Genomic DNA, 17,834 nt, shown 5'->3' with positions numbered 1-17,834 from the left:
TCGAGCTCTTCGAGCCCCGCCTCCGGCGGGACGCCGCGGATCGCTCCGCGAATCGATAGGAATGAACCCCTTGACCGAGAACAACGCCGGGGGTCCCGTGATCTCCGCCGTCGAGACCGTGATCGACAACGGCAAGTTCGGCCAGCGGACCGTCAAGTTCGAGACCGGGCTGCTGGCCCGTCAGGCCGCCGGTTCGGTGACCGCCTACCTCGACGACGACACGATGCTGCTGTCGGCGACCACCGCCGGCAAGCACCCCAAGGACCACTTCGACTTCTTCCCCCTCACCATCGACGTCGAGGAGCGGATGTACGCCGCGGGTCGCATCCCGGGCTCGTTCTTCCGCCGTGAGGGTCGCCCGTCCGAGGACGCGATCCTGACCTGCCGCCTGATCGACCGCCCGCTGCGCCCGACCTTCAAGAAGGGCCTGCGCAACGAGGTCCAGGTGGTCATCACCGTCCTGGCGCTCGACCCCGACACGCCGTACGACGTGCTCGCGATCAACGCGGCCTCGATCTCCACCCAGCTGTCCGGCCTGCCGTTCTCCGGCCCGGTCGGCGGCGTGCGCGTCGCGCTCATCGAGGGCCAGTGGGTGGGCTTCCCCAGCCACAGCCAGCTCGAGAACGCCGTCTTCGACATGGTGGTGGCGGGTCGCGTCACCGAGACCGGCGACGTCGCGATCATGATGGTCGAGGCCGAGTCCACCGACAAGACGTGGCACCTCGTGCAGTCCGGTGTCCAGGCGCCGACCGAGGAGATCGTGGCCGGCGGCCTGGAGGCTGCCAAGCCGTTCATCAAGCAGCTGTGCGAGGCCCAGGCCGAGCTCGCGCGTGAGGCCGCCAAGCCGGTCCAGGAGTTCCCGGTCTTCCTCGACTACGAGGACGACGTGTACGCCGCGGTCGAGGCCGCGGTGCGCGAGGAGACCGCGCAGGCGCTGACGATCGCCGGCAAGCAGGAGCGCGAGGAGCGCATCGACCAGATCAAGGCCGGCCTGCTCGAGAAGATCGCCGGTGACTTCGAGGGCCGCGAGAAGGAGATCGGCGCGGCGTTCCGCTCGCTGAACAAGGAGCTCGTGCGCCAGCGGGTGCTCCGCGACAAGGTGCGCATGGACGGGCGCGGCCTCGCCGACATCCGCCCGCTGCACGCCGAGGTCGGCGTGATCCCGCGCGTCCACGGCTCGGCGCTGTTCGAGCGCGGCGAGACCCAGATCCTGGGCGTCACCACGCTGAACATGCTGACCATGGAGCAGAAGCTGGACACGCTCTCCCCGGAGACCAGCCGCCGCTACCTGCACAACTACAACTTCCCGCCGTTCTCCACCGGCGAGACCGGTCGCGTCGGCTCGCCGAAGCGGCGCGAGATCGGCCACGGCGCGCTGGCCGGGCGGGCACTGCTCCCGGTGCTGCCCAGCCGCGAGGAGTTCCCGTACGCCATCCGTCAGGTCTCCGAGGCGATGGGCTCCAACGGCTCGACCTCGATGGGCTCGGTCTGCGCCTCGACCCTGTCCCTGCTGCAGGCGGGTGTGCCGCTGCGCGCCCCCGTGGCCGGCATCGCGATGGGCCTGGTCTCCGGTGAGGTCGACGGCAAGACGGAGTACGTCGCGCTGACCGACATCCTCGGCGCCGAGGACGCGTTCGGCGACATGGACTTCAAGGTCGCCGGCACCCGCGAGTTCGTCACCGCGCTGCAGCTCGACACCAAGCTCGACGGCATCCCGGCCGAGGTCCTCGCGCAGGCGCTGACCCAGGCCCGCGACGCCCGGATGGTGATCCTCGACGTGATGAACGAGGCGATCGAGGCGCCCGAGGAGATGTCGGTGCACGCGCCGCGCATCATCACCGTCAAGGTGCCCGTGGACAAGATCGGCGAGGTCATCGGCCCCAAGGGCAAGGTGATCAACCAGATCCAGGACGACACCGGCGCGACGCTGTCCATCGAGGACGACGGCACCGTCTACATCGGTGCGACCAACGGCGAGGCCGCCGAGGCGGCCCGGGCCGCGGTCAACGCGATCGCGAACCCGACGATGCCCGAGGTCGGCGAGCGCTACCTCGGCACCGTGGTCAAGACGACCAACTTCGGTGCCTTCGTCTCGCTCATGCCGGGCAAGGACGGCCTGCTGCACATCAGCAAGCTGCGCCCGCTCGCCGGCGGCAAGCGGGTCGAGGCGGTCGAGGACGTCGTCTCGGTCGGCCAGAAGATCCAGGTCCAGATCGCCGAGATCGACGACCGCGGCAAGCTGTCGCTGACCCCGGTGGTCGAGGAGTCCGAGGGCTCCGCCGAGGCCGCCGAGGACCAGGCCGCGGAGTGATCACTGCGTGACCAGGCATGACGCCCGGACGACCGGCCAGCAGGCTTCTGCTGGCCGGTCGTCCGGTTCTACCCCCGCGAAGACCCGGAGGGCCCTTGTGACCGGCAACCAGACCACGCGCACCATCCAGACCGTCACCGACGACGAGGGCCAGGTGACCTCGCAGGTCCGGCGTACCGTCCTGCCGGCCGGGTTGCGGGTGATCTCCGAGCAGATGGCCGGCGTCCGCTCGGCCAGCATCGGGGTCTGGGTCGGCGTGGGCTCGCGGGACGAGACGCCCAGCCTTCACGGCTGCTCGCACTTCCTGGAGCACCTGCTCTTCAAGGGCACCGAGGAGCGCTCGGCGCTGGACATCTCCGTGGAGCTGGACGCCGTCGGAGGCGAGTTCAACGCGTTCACCGCCAAGGAGTACACCTGCTTCCACGCCCGGGTCCTCGACGAGGACCTGCCGTTGGCCGTGGACGTGCTCGGCGACATGATCACCAGCTCGCGGCTGGCGGCCGAGGACGTCGAGGCCGAGAGGGACGTCATCCTCGACGAGATCGCGATGCACGACGACGACCCCGACGACGTGGTGCACAACCTCTTCGCCGCGCAGGCGTGGGGGGACACCCCGCTGGGTCGTCCGATCGCCGGCACCGAGGAGTCGATCGCGAGCCTGACCCGCGACCAGATCGCGCGATTCCACCAGCGCCACTACCGGCCCGCGACCGTCGTGGTGGCCGCCGCCGGCAACATCGACCACACGGCGCTGGTCAGGCAGGTCAAGAAGTCCTTCGGCCGCGGCGGCTGGCTCGACCGCGAGGAGGCGCCGGTGCCGCCCCGGCACGCGACGCGGACCCGGCGGGTCGCGCCCGGGGTGGTGCAGGCCCGCCGCCCGTTCGAGCAGGTCAACGTCGTGCTCGGCGTGGAGGGCCTGACCCGCCACGACGAACGCCGCTTCGCGCTCGGCGTGCTCAACACCGCGCTGGGCGGCGGCACCTCGAGCCGGCTCTTCCAGGAGGTGCGCGAGCATCGCGGCCTGGCCTACTCGGTGTTCTCCTTCGCCAGCCACCACGCCGACTCCGGCCTGGTCGGGGTCTCGGTCGGCTGCCTGCCCAGCAAGCTCGACGACGTGCTCGCGGTCGTGCGCGCCGAGCTGGCCAAGGTGGCCGCCGACGGCATCAGCGCCGAGGAGCTGGCCCGCGGCAAGGGCATGCTCCGCGGCGGGCTGGTCCTCGGGCTGGAGGACTCCGGCTCCCGCATGTCGCGCATCGGCAAGGCCGAGCTGGTCCACGACGAGCTGCTCAGCATCGACGAGGTGATGCGCCGCATCGACGGCGTCACCCTCGAGGAGGTGCGCGGGCTGGCCGCCGAGCTGTTCACCCGCGCCGAGGTGCTCGCCGTGGTGGGCCCGGCCTGAGCCGTCCCGCCGGGTCAGCCGGGTCGGCCGGCGAGAACGGCTTGGCGTTGGTTGAGGCTGCTGTGGTTGCTGGGGCCCGAGAGCGCTGCAGGAATCCCCGGCCAGCCGGGGGTTCCTGCGCTTGATGGGCGTTGCAACGCCCCTCAAGCGAGAGTTTCCCCGGCCAGCCGGGGATTCCTGCACCCGCCCAGGCAGGGCCGGGGCGAGGCCAACGCCTCAGGCGACCAGCACCACCACGCCCGCGCAGGCGGCGGCCCAGAGCACGCTGGTGAAGGTGCCGATGATGAACCGCTCGGCGGCGCCGGTGCGGACGCCGTTCTCGGCGGCCCGCAGCTCGGGGTAGCGGCCGAGGCCCTTGAGGGCCAGCACGACCGCGAGGCCCTCGGGCCAGCCGGTGGTGAGGGAGACGAAGATCGCGATCCGCTCCAGCGCGCCGATCCAGGCGCCGCCCCGCAGCACCTGCCCGGCCCGGTCCATCGAGCCGGCCGGCGGCTCGCCCCGGTCGACGAGCCCGAAGACCCGGCTGGTGACCGGGCCGCCGCCCAGGACGGCGAGCGCGCCCGCGAGCGTGACCAGCGCGGTGTGCCCGAGGTGGCCGGCGAGGTCGACCCGGTCGGGCAGGGCCGCACACAGGGCCGAGGCCGCGAGCAGCACGAGCGCGGCCGGGGCCCACACCCGCTGGCCGAGCGGGGACCAGCCCCAGGCGGCCGCGAGGACGCCCGCGGCGAGCAGCGCGAGCAGCAGCTGCCCGTAGTTCGCGGCACTCATGTGGCGCTGCCCTCGCTCAGCAGGCCGGTGGCCAGCTCGGTGGCCAGCTCGCGGGCCCGGCGGCCCTCGACGAGGCCGGCGGCCTGCGCCCGCTGGCTGACCGCCGACTGGCTGATGCCCAGCCGCTTCGCGCACTGCTCGTAGGAGAGTCCCTGCTCGACGAGGTCGGCGACCTCCCAGCCCCGGGCGGTGCGCCGCCCGAGCACGACCGCCCACAACCACAAGGTGGTCTCCAGCGACCTCGCCGTCGGGGGGTCGCCGACCACCCGCAGGTGCCACGGGCTGGTCTTCGCAGCGGTCACGGCGCTGCGTGCGTGGAGGTACGCCGGGCCGCGGCCGGCCCGGGCGTGGTCGGGCAGCGGCTCCTCGACCTCGCCGATGCCCACCCCGATGTTCCAGGCGTCCTCGCGGAGCAGGTGCTCGACGACCCTCACCAGCGTCCCCGCGTCGTCGACGAGGCCCTGGAACTCGTCGCCGGCGGTGCGCTCGAAGCCGCGCAGCAGCGCGACGTCTCCGAGCGCGGCCAGCGTCCCGGGCACGAGGTCGGGACCCGAGCGACTGCTGCGCTGGTCCACGGTGAGCACGGCCACCGACATCTGCCCTCCCCGGTCATTTCCTGAACCGAAGATACATTAGGGAATCGCCTAATGTGAAGGGAGATAAGGCTCAGGTCTCAACGCTTCCCGATGATGCCGACCACGGCGGGGGCCTTCTGCTCCACCACGGAGACCCGGAACCCGGCGCCGGAGAGCGCGGCGGACGTCTTCTGCACCATCGTGGGCACCAGCTCGGAGCGGTTGGCCTCGTAGAACAGGTAGACGGCGCCGCCGGGCAGCACCCGCTCGTGCAGCAGGGCGACCTCGTCGGCGCAGTCGCGCACCCAGAACAGGTTGACGTTGAACGCGAAGACCTTGGTCAGGCGCTTCACGGGGACCCGCAGCGTGGCCAGGTCGATCTGGCGCACGGTGAGCCGCCCGGCGTCGACGTACTTGGCGTTGCGGCGCTTGGTGCGGTCCACCCCGGACTCGGAGCGGTCGATCGCGAACAGCTTGCCGCTCTGCAGGCGACTGCAGATCAGCTCGGCGCCGGCGCCCGGTCCACAGCCGATCTCCAGCACGTGGTCGGCGGGCTGGATGTCCATCATCTCGACCGCCCAGCGGATCCGCGGAGGAATCGTCTGCACCACCATGGGGCACAGCCTGCCAGACGGTCCGACGCCCGGTCATCGGACCTCGCCGCTAGGTTGTCGGGATGACTGTTACCAAGGTGGGTGTGCTGGGGGCGCGCGGCAAGGTCGGTTCGGAGGTCTGCCGGGCCGTCCGGGACGCCGACGACCTCGAGCTGGTCGCCGAGATCGACGCGGGGGACCCGCTCGAGGACCTGACCTCCGCCGGAGTGGAGGCGGTGGTCGACTTCACCCATCCCGATGTCGTGATGGACAACCTGGAGTTCTGCGTCCGGCACGGCATCCACGCGGTCGTCGGCACCACCGGCTTCGACGAGGAGCGGCTCGCGACGCTCCGCGGGTGGCTGGCGGACGCGTCCGGCGTCGGGGTGCTGGTCGCGCCCAACTTCTCGATCGGCGCGATCTTGATGATGCGCTTCGCCGAGATCGCCGCCCCCTTCTACGAGTCGGTCGAGATCGTCGAGCTGCACCATCCGGAGAAGGCGGACGCGCCGTCGGGCACGGCCCGGCGTACCGCCGAGATCGTGGCGGCCGCCCGGCAGAAGGCGGGGTGCGGCCCGGTCCCGGACGCCACCAGCACCGCGCTCGAGGGCGCCCGCGGCGCCGACGTCGCCGGGATCCGCGTGCACGGGCTACGCATCCGCGGCATGGTGGCCCACCAGGAGGTCGTGCTCGGCGGGCTGGGGGAGACCCTGAGGATCCGCCACGACTCGATGGACCGGGCGTCGTTCACGCCGGGAGTGCTGACCGGGCTGCGCGCGATCGCCGACCACCCCGGCCTCACCGTGGGCCTGGAGGGCTTCCTCGACCTGGCCTGAGCCTCGGACCACGGCGCACCCACCCGCGCACCCGCCCGCGGACCCCGGGTGGGCAGAGTTGCAGGTTCCTGCGCTGCACGAACCTGCAGGTGATTGGTGGTTCCCCCGCTCGTTGCTCCCTTGCGAGGATCTGCGGGCTTCGACCGCGCAGGGTGCGAGCCCGGCTGACGGAGCGCGTCAACTTCGGGCACGACGAGAGGAACTCCATGCGTAGGACACTGGGTCTCGCCACCGCCGCGGTGCTCGCGGCCGGCACCTTGGGGCTGCAGGCCGCGGCCAACGGCCAGGTCACCCACCGCCCGGGGGTCGCGGCCGCCGCGATCACGGCGCTCCAGCACCACCCGGCCGCGGCGCGCGCCACGGACGGCCAGGCCTTCCGGGTGATCGACGTCATCACCGACGCCGACGGTGCGACGCACGTGCGCCTGCAGCGCACCGTCGACGGGATCCCGGTTCTGGGTGGCGACCTCGTCGTCCACCGCGGCCCGGGCGCGGCCTGGGAGGGCGTCAGCCAGACCCTGCGGGCGCCGGTCGACGTGAGCACCAGGCCGTCGGTGGCGGCCTCGACCGCGACCGCGCACGCCCTGGCCCCCTCGAAGGTCACGCGGGCGATCAGCGGGCTGCACAGCACCACGGCGCCGCGACTGGTCATCGACGCCACCGGCGCCCACCCGCGGCTCGCGTGGGAGGTCCTCAGCGGCGGCACCCAGCAGGACGGCACGCCGAGCCGGCTCGCGACGTACGTCGACGCGCACAGCGGCCGGGTGCTGCGCACCGAGCAGCAGATCGAGACCGTGGACGGCTCCGGCCAGACGCTCTACAGCGGCACGGTCCCGCTGAGCGTCACCAAGTCCGGCTCGACCTACCAGCTGAAGAACGACGGGGTGCGGGGCAACACCTACACCACCGACATGAAGAACAAGTCCGACTCCTACGCCTGCCAGCTGTTCGGCATCAACTGCGCCACGGGCACGCTGATCACCAGCAGCACGACGACGTTCGGCAACGGCAGCAACAGCAACCGGGCCACGGCCGGCGCCGACGCGCAGTACGGCAGCAACGAGACCTGGGACTTCTACAAGCAGACCTTCGGTCGCGACGGCATCTTCGGCAACGGCCAGGGCTCCTACAACCGGGTCCACTACGGCAACGGCTACGTCAACGCCTTCTGGGACGGCACCAAGATGACCTACGGCGACGGGGACGGCAGCAGCTACGGGCCGCTGGTCTCCCTCGACGTGGCCGGGCACGAGATGTCGCACGGCGTCACCGAGAACACCGCCGGCCTGACCTACTCGGGCGAGTCCGGCGGGCTGAACGAGTCCACCTCGGACATCTTCGGGACCATGGTGGAGTTCTTCGCCAACAACGCCAACGACCCGGGCGACTACCTGATCGGCGAGCAGTTCGACCTCAAGAACCACCTCGGCTTCCGCCGGATGGACGACCCCGCGTCGGACGGCTCCTCGTTCAATTGTTGGAGCTCCACCGCGGGCTCGGCGGACGTGCACTACTCCTCGGGCATCGGCAACCACTTCTTCTACCTGCTCTCGGAGGGCTCGGGTGCCAAGACGCTGAACGGCGTCTCCTACGACAGCCCGACCTGCGACGGCTCGACGGTCACCGGCATCGGTCGCGACGCCGCAGCCGCCATCTGGTACCGCGCGCTGACGGTCTACATGACCTCCAGCACGGACTACTCAGGGGCACGCAGCGCGACGCTGAGCGCAGCGAAGGACCTCTACGGCAGCGGCAGCACGCAGTACGCCGCAGTCGCCGCGGCCTGGAGCGCGGTCAACGTCAGCTGACCGCCCGCCCTTCCCCGCGGGTCGAGTTGGGCCTCGCGCCGGGTTGAGTTGGGCCTCGCGCCGTGTCGAGTTGGGCCTCCCGGGGCGCAATTGCGCGGCCGGGCCCAACTCGACCCGGCGGGTCAGAGGCGGAGCAGGGCCGCGGTGAGGGCCGCGGCGACGACCACCACCAGGAACGGCGCGCGGAGCAGCAGCAGGCCGACCGCGACGACCAGCCCGGCGAGCCGGGCGTCGACCACCAGCTCGTGACCGGTGGAGAGCACCTGCACGGCCACCAGGGCGGCGAGCAGCGCGACCGGGATCAGGTCGGCGACCCGCTCGACCGCGGGGTGGTCGAGTACCCGCGGCGGGACCGCCAGGCCGGCGAGCTTGAGCAGGTAGCAGCCGATCCCCGCGCCCAGCACCGTCACCCAGGCCACGGTGTCGCTCATCGGGGTTCCTCCGGGATCTCCGTGGGGTCCGGGCGCCTGCTCAGCGCACCCACCAGCAGTGCGACGCCGGCCGCGGCGAGGACCGGGACGCCTGCGGGCACCACGGGGACGACGCCCAGCGCGACCGCCGCGGCGGCGACCGCGACCAGCTGGTTGCGGCGGTCGGCCAGCCGCGGCCAGAGCAGCGCGAGGAACGCGGCACCGACCGCGGCGTCCAGTCCGTAGGTGCGCGGGTCGCCGAGCGCGTTGCCGGCCAGCGCCCCCAGGAGCGTGGCGGTGTTCCAGAGCACGAAGACCGACCAGCCCGTCGCGAGGAAACCGACCCGGGCGGCCGCGCTGCTGGTGCGGTTGACCGACATCGCGGTCGACTCGTCGATGACGACGTGCGCCGCCGCCAGCCGGCGGAGGCCCGCCCAGCGCAGCAGCGGCGCGAGCCGCAGCCCGTAGAGCGTGTTGCGGGTGCCGAGCAGCAGCGCGGTGAGCGCGCCCGAGAGCGGCGCCCCGCCGGCGGCCAGCACGCCCACGAGCGCGAACTGGGAGGCGCCGGTGAACATCACCAGCGACAGCGCGCAGGTCTGGGCCACCGAGAGCCCCGTGGCCACCGCCACGGCGCCGAAGGACACGCCGTACGCCCCGGTGGCCAGGCCGACGCCGAGGCTGTCGCGGACGATCGAGGTGCGCTCCGCGGGGGACAACGCGGTCACGGGCGCCCCGTCACGCCAGGGCGGTGTGTAGGCGGACCTGCCGCACGGTCGCGGAGCCGGGGACGGTCGCGTCGAGCTCGCGGTGCGCCCCGTCGGGCGCCCAGCCCGCGCCCTCGAGGAAGGTCCGCAGCTCGTCGGCGGTGGAGCCGACCCACAGCACGGCCCGCTGGAACCGGTCGGCCCGCATGGTGTCGACGGCGGCCTGGAGCAGGCGGGACCCGTGGCCGCGGCGAAGCTCGTCGGGGTCGACGGTGAACTCCATCAGCTCGGCGTCCGACGCCGGGTCGCTGTCGGGGTCCCCGGCGGGGCAGGTGATCGCGAAGCCGACGACCCGGTTGCGCTCGAGGGCGACGAGCACGCGGTTGCGGGCGTCTCCGGGGCGGGCCAGCGACTGCTGCCACGCCGCGGCGGCCGTGTCCGCGGCGGGCAGGGCGTCCGGCGGCAGCACCCCGGCGTACTGCTGGCGCCAGGCCCGCAGCTGCAGGTCGGCGATGGCGGCCGCGTCGTCGGCCCACGCCACCCGCACGGACACGTCGGAGATGGGTCCCGTCATGGACCCATCCAACCAGCGCCCCGCCCAGCGCCCCGACCAGCGCCCCACCAGCGCCATGCGTGCGGGCCCCCAGGGTGCTCCCGGGTACGGCGGGTCCCGGACTTGGTGCGGACCCCTAGGTTCGGGGCATGGAGATCCGCAACCTCGGAGCGAGTGGCCTGAAGATCTCGGCCATCGCGTACGGCAACTGGCTCACCCACGGTTCCCAGGTCGAGGAGGAGGCCGCCACCGCGTGCGTCCGCCAAGCCCTCGACGAGGGGATCACGACGTTCGACACCGCCGACGTGTACGCGAACACGAAGGCGGAGTCGGTGCTCGGCAAGGCGCTGCAGGGGGAGCGCCGCGAAGGCCTGGAGATCTTCACCAAGGTCTACTGGCCCACCGGCCCGGGCAAGCACAACGACCACGGCCTCTCGCGCAAGCACATCATGGAGTCGATCGACGGCTCGCTGGGACGGCTCGGGACCGACTACGTCGACCTCTACCAGGCCCACCGGTACGACTACGAGACCCCGCTCGAGGAGACGATGGAGGCCTTCGCCGACGTCGTGCGCGCGGGCAAGGCGCTCTACATCGGCGTCTCGGAGTGGCGGGCGGAGGAGATCCGCGCCGCGCACGCCCTGGCCCGGGAGCTGCACGTCCCGCTGGTCTCGAACCAGCCGCAGTACAACATGCTGTGGCGGGTCATCGAGACCGAGGTCGTCCCCGCCTGTGAGGAGCTCGGGGTGGGCCAGATCGTCTGGTCGCCGATCGCCCAGGGCGTGCTGACCGGCAAGTACAAGCCGGGGGAGCAGCCGCCGGCGGGTTCGCGGGCCACCGACGACAAGGGTGGCGCGAACATGATCAAGCGGTGGATGGACGACGACGTGCTCGAGCGGGTCCAGCGGCTCGTGCCGATCGCGGAGGAGGCCGGCCTGGGCATGGCCGAGCTGGCCGTCGCCTGGGTGCTGCAGAACGACAACGTCTCGGCCGCCATCATCGGGGCCAGCCGCCCCGAGCAGGTGACCCAGAACGTCAAGGCGGCGGGCGTCAAGCTGGACCCGGCCACCCTCAAGGCGATCGACGAGGTGCTCGACCCGGTCGTGGAGCGCGACCCGGCGAAGACCCAGTCGCCGGCCCGCCGGGACTTCTGAGCGCGGGACCGTCGTACGACGAAGGCCGCCCCGGGGTCCCGGGGCGGCCTTCGTGGTGCTCAGCGGTAGTGCTCGGGCAGCTTCTGCCCGATCTTGACCTTGGACTTGGGCAGCCGCATGAACTTCATCTGCAGGGCCCGGGTGATGGCGTAGTAGGTGAGCCCCTTGGTCGGCTCGTCGGGGAACCGCCGGGCGAGCTCGCGGCCCAGCCGGAAGCGCAGGAACAGCATGTCGCCGGCCACGAGCAGGATCGTGCCCATCAGCACCATGTTGCCGATCGCGGCCAGCCGGGTGCTCCCGGAGTAGCCGAGCACCATCGTCACCACGAGCAGGGGCACCATCAGCTCGATGAGGGAGAAGCGGCTGTCGACGAAGTCGCGGACGAACCGGCGCACCGGGCCCTTGTCGCGCGGCAGGTAGTAACGCTCGTCGCCGGCCTTCATCGCCGCACGGACCTGCTGGCTGGACTCCGCACGGGAGGACCGCTGGGCCCGCGCGAGCTCCTTGCGAGAGGTCGGCGCCTTGGCCCGGGCGCGCGCGGCGGCCTCGGCCTCCCTGCGGGTCGGCGTGGGACGCCCCTTGCCGCCGGGCCGGGCCTGGGCCGGATCGGTGACAGTGGCGTCGGTGGACTCGGTCTTGCTGCGACGGAACAACGCGGGGCCTTCGGGAGTGGTGGTGGTACGGCGGACCCAACCCTACCGAGGTCCTCGCACCGCCTTGGTTTTGCGCCTAGGGTTGACATACACCGAGAACCAGCAGAAGAGGGACCGCACACCCCATGAGCCTCATGAAGCGCATCAGCCTGATCTTCCGGTCCAAGGCCAACAAGGCCCTGGACCGGGCCGAGGACCCCCGCGAGACCCTCGACTACAGCTACCAGCGGCAGCTGGACCTGCTCTCGAAGGTGCGCCGCGGCGTCGCCGACGTCGCGACCAGCCGCAAGCGGGTCGAGCTCCAGGTCAACCAGCTCGAGCAGCAGTCGGCGAAGCTCACCGACCAGGCCCAGAAGGCGATCTCGATGGGCCGCGAGGACCTCGCCCGCGAGGCGCTGACCCGCAAGTCGGGCCTGACGGGCCAGATCAACGACCTCCAGGCCCAGCACGCCCAGCTCCAGGGCGAGGAGGAGAAGCTCACGCTGGCCCAGCAGCGGCTGCAGGCGAAGGTGGAGTCCTTCCGCACCCGCAAGGAGACGATCAAGGCGACCTACACCGCCGCCGAGGCCCAGACCCGGATCAACGAGGCCATGTCCGGCATCGGCGAGGAGATGGGCGACGTCGGCATGGCCATCCAGCGGGCCGAGGACAAGACCGCGCAGATGCAGGCGCGCGCGGGCGCCATCGACGAGCTGATCGCCTCGGGCGCGCTCGAGGACGTCTCGGCGCCCCACGGCGGCGACGACATCGCGCGGGAGCTGGAGTCGATGAGCTCCCAGTCCGACGTCGAGGCCGAGCTCGCCCGGCTCAAGGCCGGTGCCCAGCCGCAGGCCATCGAGCCGGGCCAGGACGGCGCCGACGTGCTGCGCCCCGAGGGCGAGCGCACGACCGGTGAGGGAGGCCGGTCGTGATCGTCAGGATCCTGGGCGAGGGACAGTTCGACGTGCCCCAGGACGCCGTGACCCGGCTCAACGAGCTCGACGCGGCCGTGGAGGCTGCGGTGGAGTCCGGCGACGCCGCGACCTTCACCTCGGCGCTGGCCGCGCTGCTGGACGGCGTGCGTGGCGCCGGTGCGCCCCACCCCGCTGAGGCGCTCGACGAGTCCGACTCGATTCTGCCTCCGGCCGACGCGACCCTCGACGAGGTGCGTGGTCTGCTCACCGACGAGGGACTCATTCCGGGCTGAGGCCGCAACTCGCTCACACAGTTGTCGATCACTGCTTGACTTGACCCATGGCGCACTCGCGGTTCATCAAGGACACCGGGCTCACCGCCCGGATGACGGCGGTGATGTTCATCCTCGGCGCGCTCTTCGTCGTGGTGATCGTCGGTCTGATGGTTGCGGTCCGGTCGCCGGGCCTGTCGCTGCTCATCGGCGTCGCCGGCCTGGGCGTGGCGTGGTTCCAGTGGTACAGCTCCGACAAGGTGGCGATGCGGGCGATGCGCGCCCGCGAGGTCACCCCCCAGCAGGCCCCCGAGCTGCACGGCATGATCGACCGGCTGTGCGCGCTGGCGGACATGCCCAAGCCTCGGGTCGCGGTGGCCGACACGCCCATGCCGAACGCGTTCGCCACCGGCCGGTCTCCGGAGCGGTCCGTGGTGTGCGTGACGACCGGCATCCTGCAGAAGCTCGACGCGGAGGAGATGGAGGCGGTGCTCGCCCACGAGCTCTCCCACGTCGCCCACCGCGACGTGCTCGTCATGACCGTCGCGTCCTCGGCGGGCATCGTCGCCGGCATGCTCACGCGGGGGGCGCAGTACGGCGGCCTCGGCCTCTTCGGCGGCCGTCGCGACAACAACAACAACGGCCTGCCGGTCTGGCTGATCGTGCTGGTCGTCAGCCTGGTCGTCTACGCGATCAGCTTCCTGCTGCTCAAGCTGCTCTCCCGCTACCGCGAGCTGGCCGCCGACCGTTCCGGCGCGTACCTCACGATGAAGCCCGGCGCCCTGGCCTCGGCCCTGCAGAAGATCACCGGTGAGATCAACCTGATCCCGCAGAAGGACCTGCGCGCCTCCAGCGCCATGAACGCCTTCTTCATCGCGCCGGCGGTCCGTGGCGTCTCGCTGAGCACCCTGACCTCCACGCACCCGACGCTCGAGCAGCGTCTCGAGCAGCTCGCCCGGATCCAGGCCGAGCTCGGTCGCCCCGACGCCGGTGGCGCGCTCTGATGGGTCTCTGGGACGTCATCACGGGACGAACGCGCCCCAAGGCCGCGAACCTCGACTCGCTGTTCCTGGTGCCGAGCGCCGCGATCACGCTGCAGACCGCGCTGGGCCTGCGTCCCACGGGGGAGGGGGCGGTCTGCTACCGGGCGGCCGCCGGTGCGGCCTTCCAGCAGACCCAGGACGACTTCGTGGCGCTGCTCAACGACGACCCGGCGGCGCCGGACGTGACCGTGGCCCGCGACGACTTCGGCTTCACCTGGCTGGTCGCGCACCGCGACCCCGACGACACCTCCGGGCTGTGCACCGACCTGCACGCCGTCAACACCAGCCTGGAGGCGCAGGGGTTCGGCTCCGGGCTGCTGTGCTCGCTGGTGCCGTTCGCCGACGCCGCGGGGCGCCGGGTCGGCCTCGTGTACCTCTACAAGCAGGGCACCTTCTACCCGTTCGCGCCGCGCGGTCCGCAGCAGCGCGACAACCTGCTGGAGATCCAGGTGCGCGACCAGCTCGCCGGCGAGCTGCCGGTCGAGCAGGAGCTCAGCCGCTGGCTCGCGCTGTGGGGCGCGCCCGGGCTGTGAGCACGACGTACGAACGCGACGCCGAGCGGGTCGCCCAGCTGGTCGGGTACGGCGTGCTCGAGGAGCCCCCGCGGCGCGACCTGGTCGCCCTGGTCGAGGTCGCCGCCCTGGTGGCGGGGGTGCCGATGGCGACGATCAACCTGATCACCGCCACCGAGCAGCACCAGGTCGCCACGGTCGGGTTCGACGCCTCGGTCTGCCGGCGCGAGGACTCGATGTGCGACCTCACCCTGGCCGCCGGGCACCCGGTGGTCGTGCCGGACGCCCGCACGGACCCACGGTTCCACGACAACCCGTTCGTGACCGGCGTGATCGGGCAGGTGCGGTTCTACGCCAGTCATCCGCTGGTGACCCCGGACGGGATCGCCATCGGCACGCTCTGCGTGTTCGACGAGGAGCCCCGCTCGCTGGACCAGAGCCAGGAGCGGGCCCTGGCCGGGCTGGCCGACCGGGTGGTCGACCTGTTGGAGCTGGAGCTGCGCACCCGGCGGCTGCACGCCTCGATCGCGGCGCTGCGGCGCACCCATCACGAGCTGGCCCGCTCCAACGAGGACCTGGCCGCGTTCGCCGGCCGGCTCAGCCACGACCTGCGCAACCCGCTCGGTGCGGTCTCGATGTCGCTGCGCCTGCTCGACCACCAGATCGACGAGGGCGCGGGCCCCGACCAGCTGCACTGGCTGACCGAGCGGGCGGCCTCCGGTGTGCGGCGGATGGAGGCCATGATCGAGGACCTGCTGGTGTATGCGCGCCTGGGCGGCGAGCTGCGCCGCGAGGACGTCGACCTGGCCGCCCTGCTGGCGGAGGTCCAGGAGGACCTGGCCGACGCCCTGGCCGGCGCCGTGGTCTCGGTCGGGCCGTTGCCGACCGTGACCGGCGACCCGGTGCAGCTGGCCGCGGTGCTGCAGAACCTGCTGGCGAACGCCGCGAAGTTCACCCGGGACGGCCGGCCCGCCCGGATCGAGGTGGGGGCGGACCGCACCGCCGACGGCTGGCGGGTGCTCGTCGTCGACCACGGCCCGGGCATCCCGGAGCAGGACCGCGAGCGGGTCTTCGAGCCGATGGTGCGGGCCCACACCCGGATCCCGGGGCAGGGCATCGGGCTGGCCACGGTGCGCCGGGTGGTCCAGGCGCACGGCGGCCGCGCCGGGCTCGAGGAGACGCCGGGCGGCGGCGCCACGGCCTGGGTGGAGCTGCCCGGCTGACCTGGCGGGGTCAGTCCCGGCTGCTGCGGCCCGGCAGGTCGAGCATCCGCTGCAGGGCCAGCTTCGCCCAGCGCTCGGTCTCGGGGTCGACCTCGATCCGGTTCACCACGGTGCCGGCGACCAGCGACTCCAGCGCCCACACCAGGTGCGGCAGGTCGATGCGGTTCATCGTCGAGCAGTAGCACACGGTCTTGTCGAGGAAGACGATGCGCTTGTCCGGGTGGGCGGCCGCGAGCCGCTTGACCAGGTTCAGCTCGGTGCCGATGGCCCAGCTCGAGCCCGCGGGCGCGGCCTCGATGGTCTTGATGATGAACTCGGTCGACCCGACCAGGTCGGCCCGGGTGACGACCTCGTGCGTGCACTCGGGGTGCACCAGGACCTGGACGCCGGGGATGGTGGCCCGCAGCTCGTCGACCACCTCGGCGGAGAACCGGCCGTGGACCGAGCAGTGGCCCTTCCACAGGATCATCTTCGCGTCCCGCAGCTGCTCGGCCGTCAGCCCGCCGTTCGGCTGCCGGGGGTCCCACACCACGCAGTCGTCCAGGGACAGGCCGAGCTGCAGGACCGCGGTGTTGCGGCCGAGGTGCTGGTCGGGCAGGAAGAGCACCTTCGCGCCGCCCTCGACGTCGGGCAGCTGCTCGTAGGCCCACTCCAGCGCCACCTCGGCGTTGGACGAGGTGCACACGGCGCCGCCGTGGCGGCCGCAGAAGGCCTTGATGTCGGCGGAGGAGTTCATGTAGGTGATCGGCACCACCGCGTCGGCGACGCCCGCCTCGGCCAGCGCCTCCCACGCGTCCTCGACCTGGGCGAGCCGGGCCATGTCGGCCATCGAGCAGCCGGCGGCCAGGTCGGGGAGGACGACCTGCTGTGCGGCGCCGGTGAGGATGTCGGCCGACTCGGCCATGAAGTGCACGCCGCAGAAGACGATGTACTCCGCCTGGGGACGCGCCGCGGCGTCCTTGGCGAGCTTGAAGGAGTCGCCGGTGACGTCGGCGAACTCGATGACCTCGTCGCGCTGGTAGTGGTGGCCGAGCACGAAGACCCGGTCGCCGAGCGCCTCCTTGGCGGCGCGGGCCCGGGCCACCAGGCCCGGATCGGAGGCCGGCGGCAGGTCTCCGGGGCACTCGACCCCCCGCTCGGCGGACAGGTCGCGGCCGGGGCCGAGCGGCAGCAGGGGGAGGTCGACGGTGGTCATGAGCCGATTCTAGTGAGTTTCACAGCAGAGCCCCGTTGTGGAGGTACGGCGTGGGCGGCTTCATCCCCCGCAGCCCCAGGTAGCCCTCCTGGTGCAGCGTGAGACGCGCTGCGAACCCGACGTCGAGCGCCCACTGGTTCGCCCCGGTCACGTGGGTGATGGTGGCCGCAGGCGGCCCCTCGGCGAGCGCTGCCCACAGCAGGCGGGTCGCCGTACGCCGGTTGGAGGCGGCCATCAGCGCCGGCCGGCCGCGCCCGTCGAGGTAGGCGTACCCCGAGCCGGTCGAGCTGTCGGACACGAGCAGGCGCCAGCTGCGCAGCATCAGATCGTGGTCAGGTCCGTGGCCGGCGCCGCGCGCCCCCCGGTCCAGGGAGTCCATCAGCTCGATGTCCGAGGCGCTGCCCTCGCGCACCTTCTCGACCACCGGCACGACGCTGCGGTCGACGGTCCCGGTCAGGTACATCTGCGGATGCAGCTCGAACCCGGCCTGGTGGTAGAGGCGCACCGCGCGCGGGTCCGAGGACGCCGACAGCATGGCGCGGGTGCAGCCCCGGCCGTGGTTCGTCGCCGCGACGAGGAGGGGCTTGCCGATGCCCTGACCCTGCCGGCCGGGGAGCACCGCGTAGGTCGCGAGGCACCACAGCGTCTCGCGCCGGAACGAAGTGCAGATGCCGACCGTGCCGGAGCTGTCCTCGGCGACCCAGCAGCCGCCGGGATCGGTGCGCACGAGATGGCGGGTGCGCTCGATCCAGGCCGCCCGGTGCGCCGCCGAGCGCCGCTCCGGGGCCGGCTGGTCGCGCCGACGGGTGCGATGGTCGAGCTCGAAGAAGCCCTCGTCGCTCACCCGCTCGGCCTCGGGCACGTCGGCCTCGGTCATCGGCCGGATCCGCAGCTCTCCCACGCGCCGACCCTAGCCAGCCGCGGTCTCC

At 72.3% G+C, this 17,834-nt stretch carries 19 protein-coding genes; 10 read left to right on the top strand and 9 right to left on the bottom strand.

The window, feature by feature from the left end:
* Positions 1-61 precede the first annotated feature (61 nt).
* Both BJZ21_RS12205 and BJZ21_RS12200 read left to right on the top strand, forming a co-directional pair.
* Positions 62-2,311 (top strand): polyribonucleotide nucleotidyltransferase, encoded by a 2,250-nt coding sequence (locus tag BJZ21_RS12205; protein ID WP_179664000.1) that lies wholly within the window; start codon positions 62-64, stop codon positions 2,309-2,311.
* Positions 2,312-2,408: 97 nt separating this feature from the next.
* Positions 2,409-3,713 carry a M16 family metallopeptidase gene (locus BJZ21_RS12200; protein WP_343052114.1) on the top strand — a complete coding sequence of 435 codons (1,305 nt, stop codon included), beginning with the start codon at positions 2,409-2,411 and terminating at the stop codon, positions 3,711-3,713.
* Positions 3,714-3,929: 216 nt separating this feature from the next.
* Here BJZ21_RS12200 and BJZ21_RS12195 read toward each other — a convergent pair whose 3' ends face one another.
* The 3 genes from BJZ21_RS12195 to BJZ21_RS12185 form a co-directional block, all read right to left on the bottom strand.
* Positions 3,930-4,481 carry a hypothetical protein gene (locus BJZ21_RS12195; protein WP_179663998.1) on the bottom strand — a complete coding sequence of 184 codons (552 nt, stop codon included), beginning with the start codon at positions 4,479-4,481 and terminating at the stop codon, positions 3,930-3,932.
* Complete coding sequence (locus BJZ21_RS12190; RefSeq protein ID WP_179663997.1) at positions 4,478-5,077, bottom strand: transposase; 600 nt, start codon at positions 5,075-5,077, stop codon at positions 4,478-4,480. Before BJZ21_RS12190 ends, BJZ21_RS12195 begins: the two co-directional genes overlap by 4 nt.
* Positions 5,078-5,154: 77 nt before the next feature.
* Positions 5,155-5,670, bottom strand: coding sequence for a class I SAM-dependent methyltransferase (locus tag BJZ21_RS12185; protein ID WP_179663996.1), 516 nt, complete (start codon positions 5,668-5,670; stop codon positions 5,155-5,157).
* 62 nt (positions 5,671-5,732) lie between these two features.
* Between BJZ21_RS12185 and dapB the strand changes: the two genes are divergently transcribed.
* Together dapB and BJZ21_RS12175 are read left to right on the top strand one after the other, a co-directional pair.
* Positions 5,733-6,485: a 4-hydroxy-tetrahydrodipicolinate reductase gene (gene dapB, locus BJZ21_RS12180; RefSeq protein WP_179663995.1), complete on the top strand. Its 753-nt coding sequence runs from the start codon at positions 5,733-5,735 to the stop codon at positions 6,483-6,485.
* 206 nt (positions 6,486-6,691) lie between these two features.
* Positions 6,692-8,293, top strand: coding sequence for a M4 family metallopeptidase (locus tag BJZ21_RS12175; protein ID WP_179663994.1), 1,602 nt, complete (start codon positions 6,692-6,694; stop codon positions 8,291-8,293).
* 122 nt (positions 8,294-8,415) lie between these two features.
* On the opposite strand, the gene BJZ21_RS12170 is transcribed toward BJZ21_RS12175, so the two are convergent.
* Genes BJZ21_RS12170 through BJZ21_RS12160 form a run of 3 tightly spaced genes read right to left on the bottom strand, consistent with a single transcriptional unit; the run spans position 8,416 to position 9,981 of the window.
* Entirely contained in the window at positions 8,416-8,724 is a 309-nt protein-coding gene (locus tag BJZ21_RS12170; RefSeq protein ID WP_179663993.1) for an AzlD domain-containing protein, read from the bottom strand.
* Positions 8,721-9,428 carry an AzlC family ABC transporter permease gene (locus BJZ21_RS12165; protein WP_179663992.1) on the bottom strand — a complete coding sequence of 236 codons (708 nt, stop codon included), beginning with the start codon at positions 9,426-9,428 and terminating at the stop codon, positions 8,721-8,723. The genes BJZ21_RS12170 and BJZ21_RS12165 overlap by 4 nt, the downstream gene beginning before the upstream one ends.
* A 10-nt stretch (positions 9,429-9,438) precedes the next feature.
* Positions 9,439-9,981 carry a GNAT family N-acetyltransferase gene (locus tag BJZ21_RS12160; protein WP_179663991.1) on the bottom strand — a complete coding sequence of 181 codons (543 nt, stop codon included), beginning with the start codon at positions 9,979-9,981 and terminating at the stop codon, positions 9,439-9,441.
* Positions 9,982-10,109: 128 nt separating this feature from the next.
* On the opposite strand from BJZ21_RS12160, the gene BJZ21_RS12155 reads away from it, so the two are divergent.
* Entirely contained in the window at positions 10,110-11,114 is a 1,005-nt protein-coding gene (locus tag BJZ21_RS12155; RefSeq protein ID WP_179663990.1) for an aldo/keto reductase family protein, read from the top strand.
* A gap of 59 nt (positions 11,115-11,173) precedes the next feature.
* On the opposite strand, the gene BJZ21_RS12150 is transcribed toward BJZ21_RS12155, so the two are convergent.
* Entirely contained in the window at positions 11,174-11,767 is a 594-nt protein-coding gene (locus BJZ21_RS12150; RefSeq protein WP_179663989.1) for a DUF3043 domain-containing protein, read from the bottom strand.
* 125 nt (positions 11,768-11,892) lie between these two features.
* On the opposite strand from BJZ21_RS12150, the gene BJZ21_RS12145 reads away from it, so the two are divergent.
* From BJZ21_RS12145 to BJZ21_RS12125, 5 genes are read left to right on the top strand one after another with little or no spacing between them, the layout of a single operon-like run.
* Positions 11,893-12,678, top strand: a complete 786-nt coding sequence (locus BJZ21_RS12145) for a PspA/IM30 family protein (protein ID WP_179663988.1) — start codon at positions 11,893-11,895, stop codon at positions 12,676-12,678.
* Positions 12,675-12,953, top strand: coding sequence for a PspA-associated protein PspAA (gene pspAA, locus BJZ21_RS12140; RefSeq protein WP_179663987.1), 279 nt, complete (start codon positions 12,675-12,677; stop codon positions 12,951-12,953). The genes BJZ21_RS12145 and pspAA overlap by 4 nt, the downstream gene beginning before the upstream one ends.
* 47 nt (positions 12,954-13,000) lie before the next feature.
* Positions 13,001-13,936, top strand: coding sequence for a zinc metalloprotease HtpX (htpX, locus tag BJZ21_RS12135; protein WP_179663986.1), 936 nt, complete (start codon positions 13,001-13,003; stop codon positions 13,934-13,936).
* A complete protein-coding gene (gene pspAB, locus BJZ21_RS12130; RefSeq protein ID WP_179663985.1) occupies positions 13,936-14,508 on the top strand; it encodes a PspA-associated protein PspAB in 573 nt (190 codons plus the stop codon). Before htpX ends, pspAB begins: the two co-directional genes overlap by 1 nt.
* Positions 14,505-15,710, top strand: coding sequence for an ATP-binding protein (locus tag BJZ21_RS12125; RefSeq protein WP_179663984.1), 1,206 nt, complete (start codon positions 14,505-14,507; stop codon positions 15,708-15,710). The genes pspAB and BJZ21_RS12125 overlap by 4 nt, the downstream gene beginning before the upstream one ends.
* A 10-nt stretch (positions 15,711-15,720) precedes the next feature.
* On the opposite strand, the gene nadA is transcribed toward BJZ21_RS12125, so the two are convergent.
* Entirely contained in the window at positions 15,721-16,905 is a 1,185-nt protein-coding gene (gene nadA, locus BJZ21_RS12120; protein ID WP_179663983.1) for a quinolinate synthase NadA, read from the bottom strand.
* Between the two features lie 19 nt (positions 16,906-16,924).
* Positions 16,925-17,806 carry a GNAT family N-acetyltransferase gene (locus BJZ21_RS12115; protein ID WP_179663982.1) on the bottom strand — a complete coding sequence of 294 codons (882 nt, stop codon included), beginning with the start codon at positions 17,804-17,806 and terminating at the stop codon, positions 16,925-16,927.
* Positions 17,807-17,834: the final 28 nt, after the last annotated feature.

Source organism: Nocardioides panaciterrulae (assembly GCF_013409645.1).
GTDB classification, from domain to species: domain Bacteria; phylum Actinomycetota; class Actinomycetes; order Propionibacteriales; family Nocardioidaceae; genus Nocardioides; species Nocardioides panaciterrulae.
This window is presented reverse-complemented; position numbering and strand designations above follow the sequence as displayed.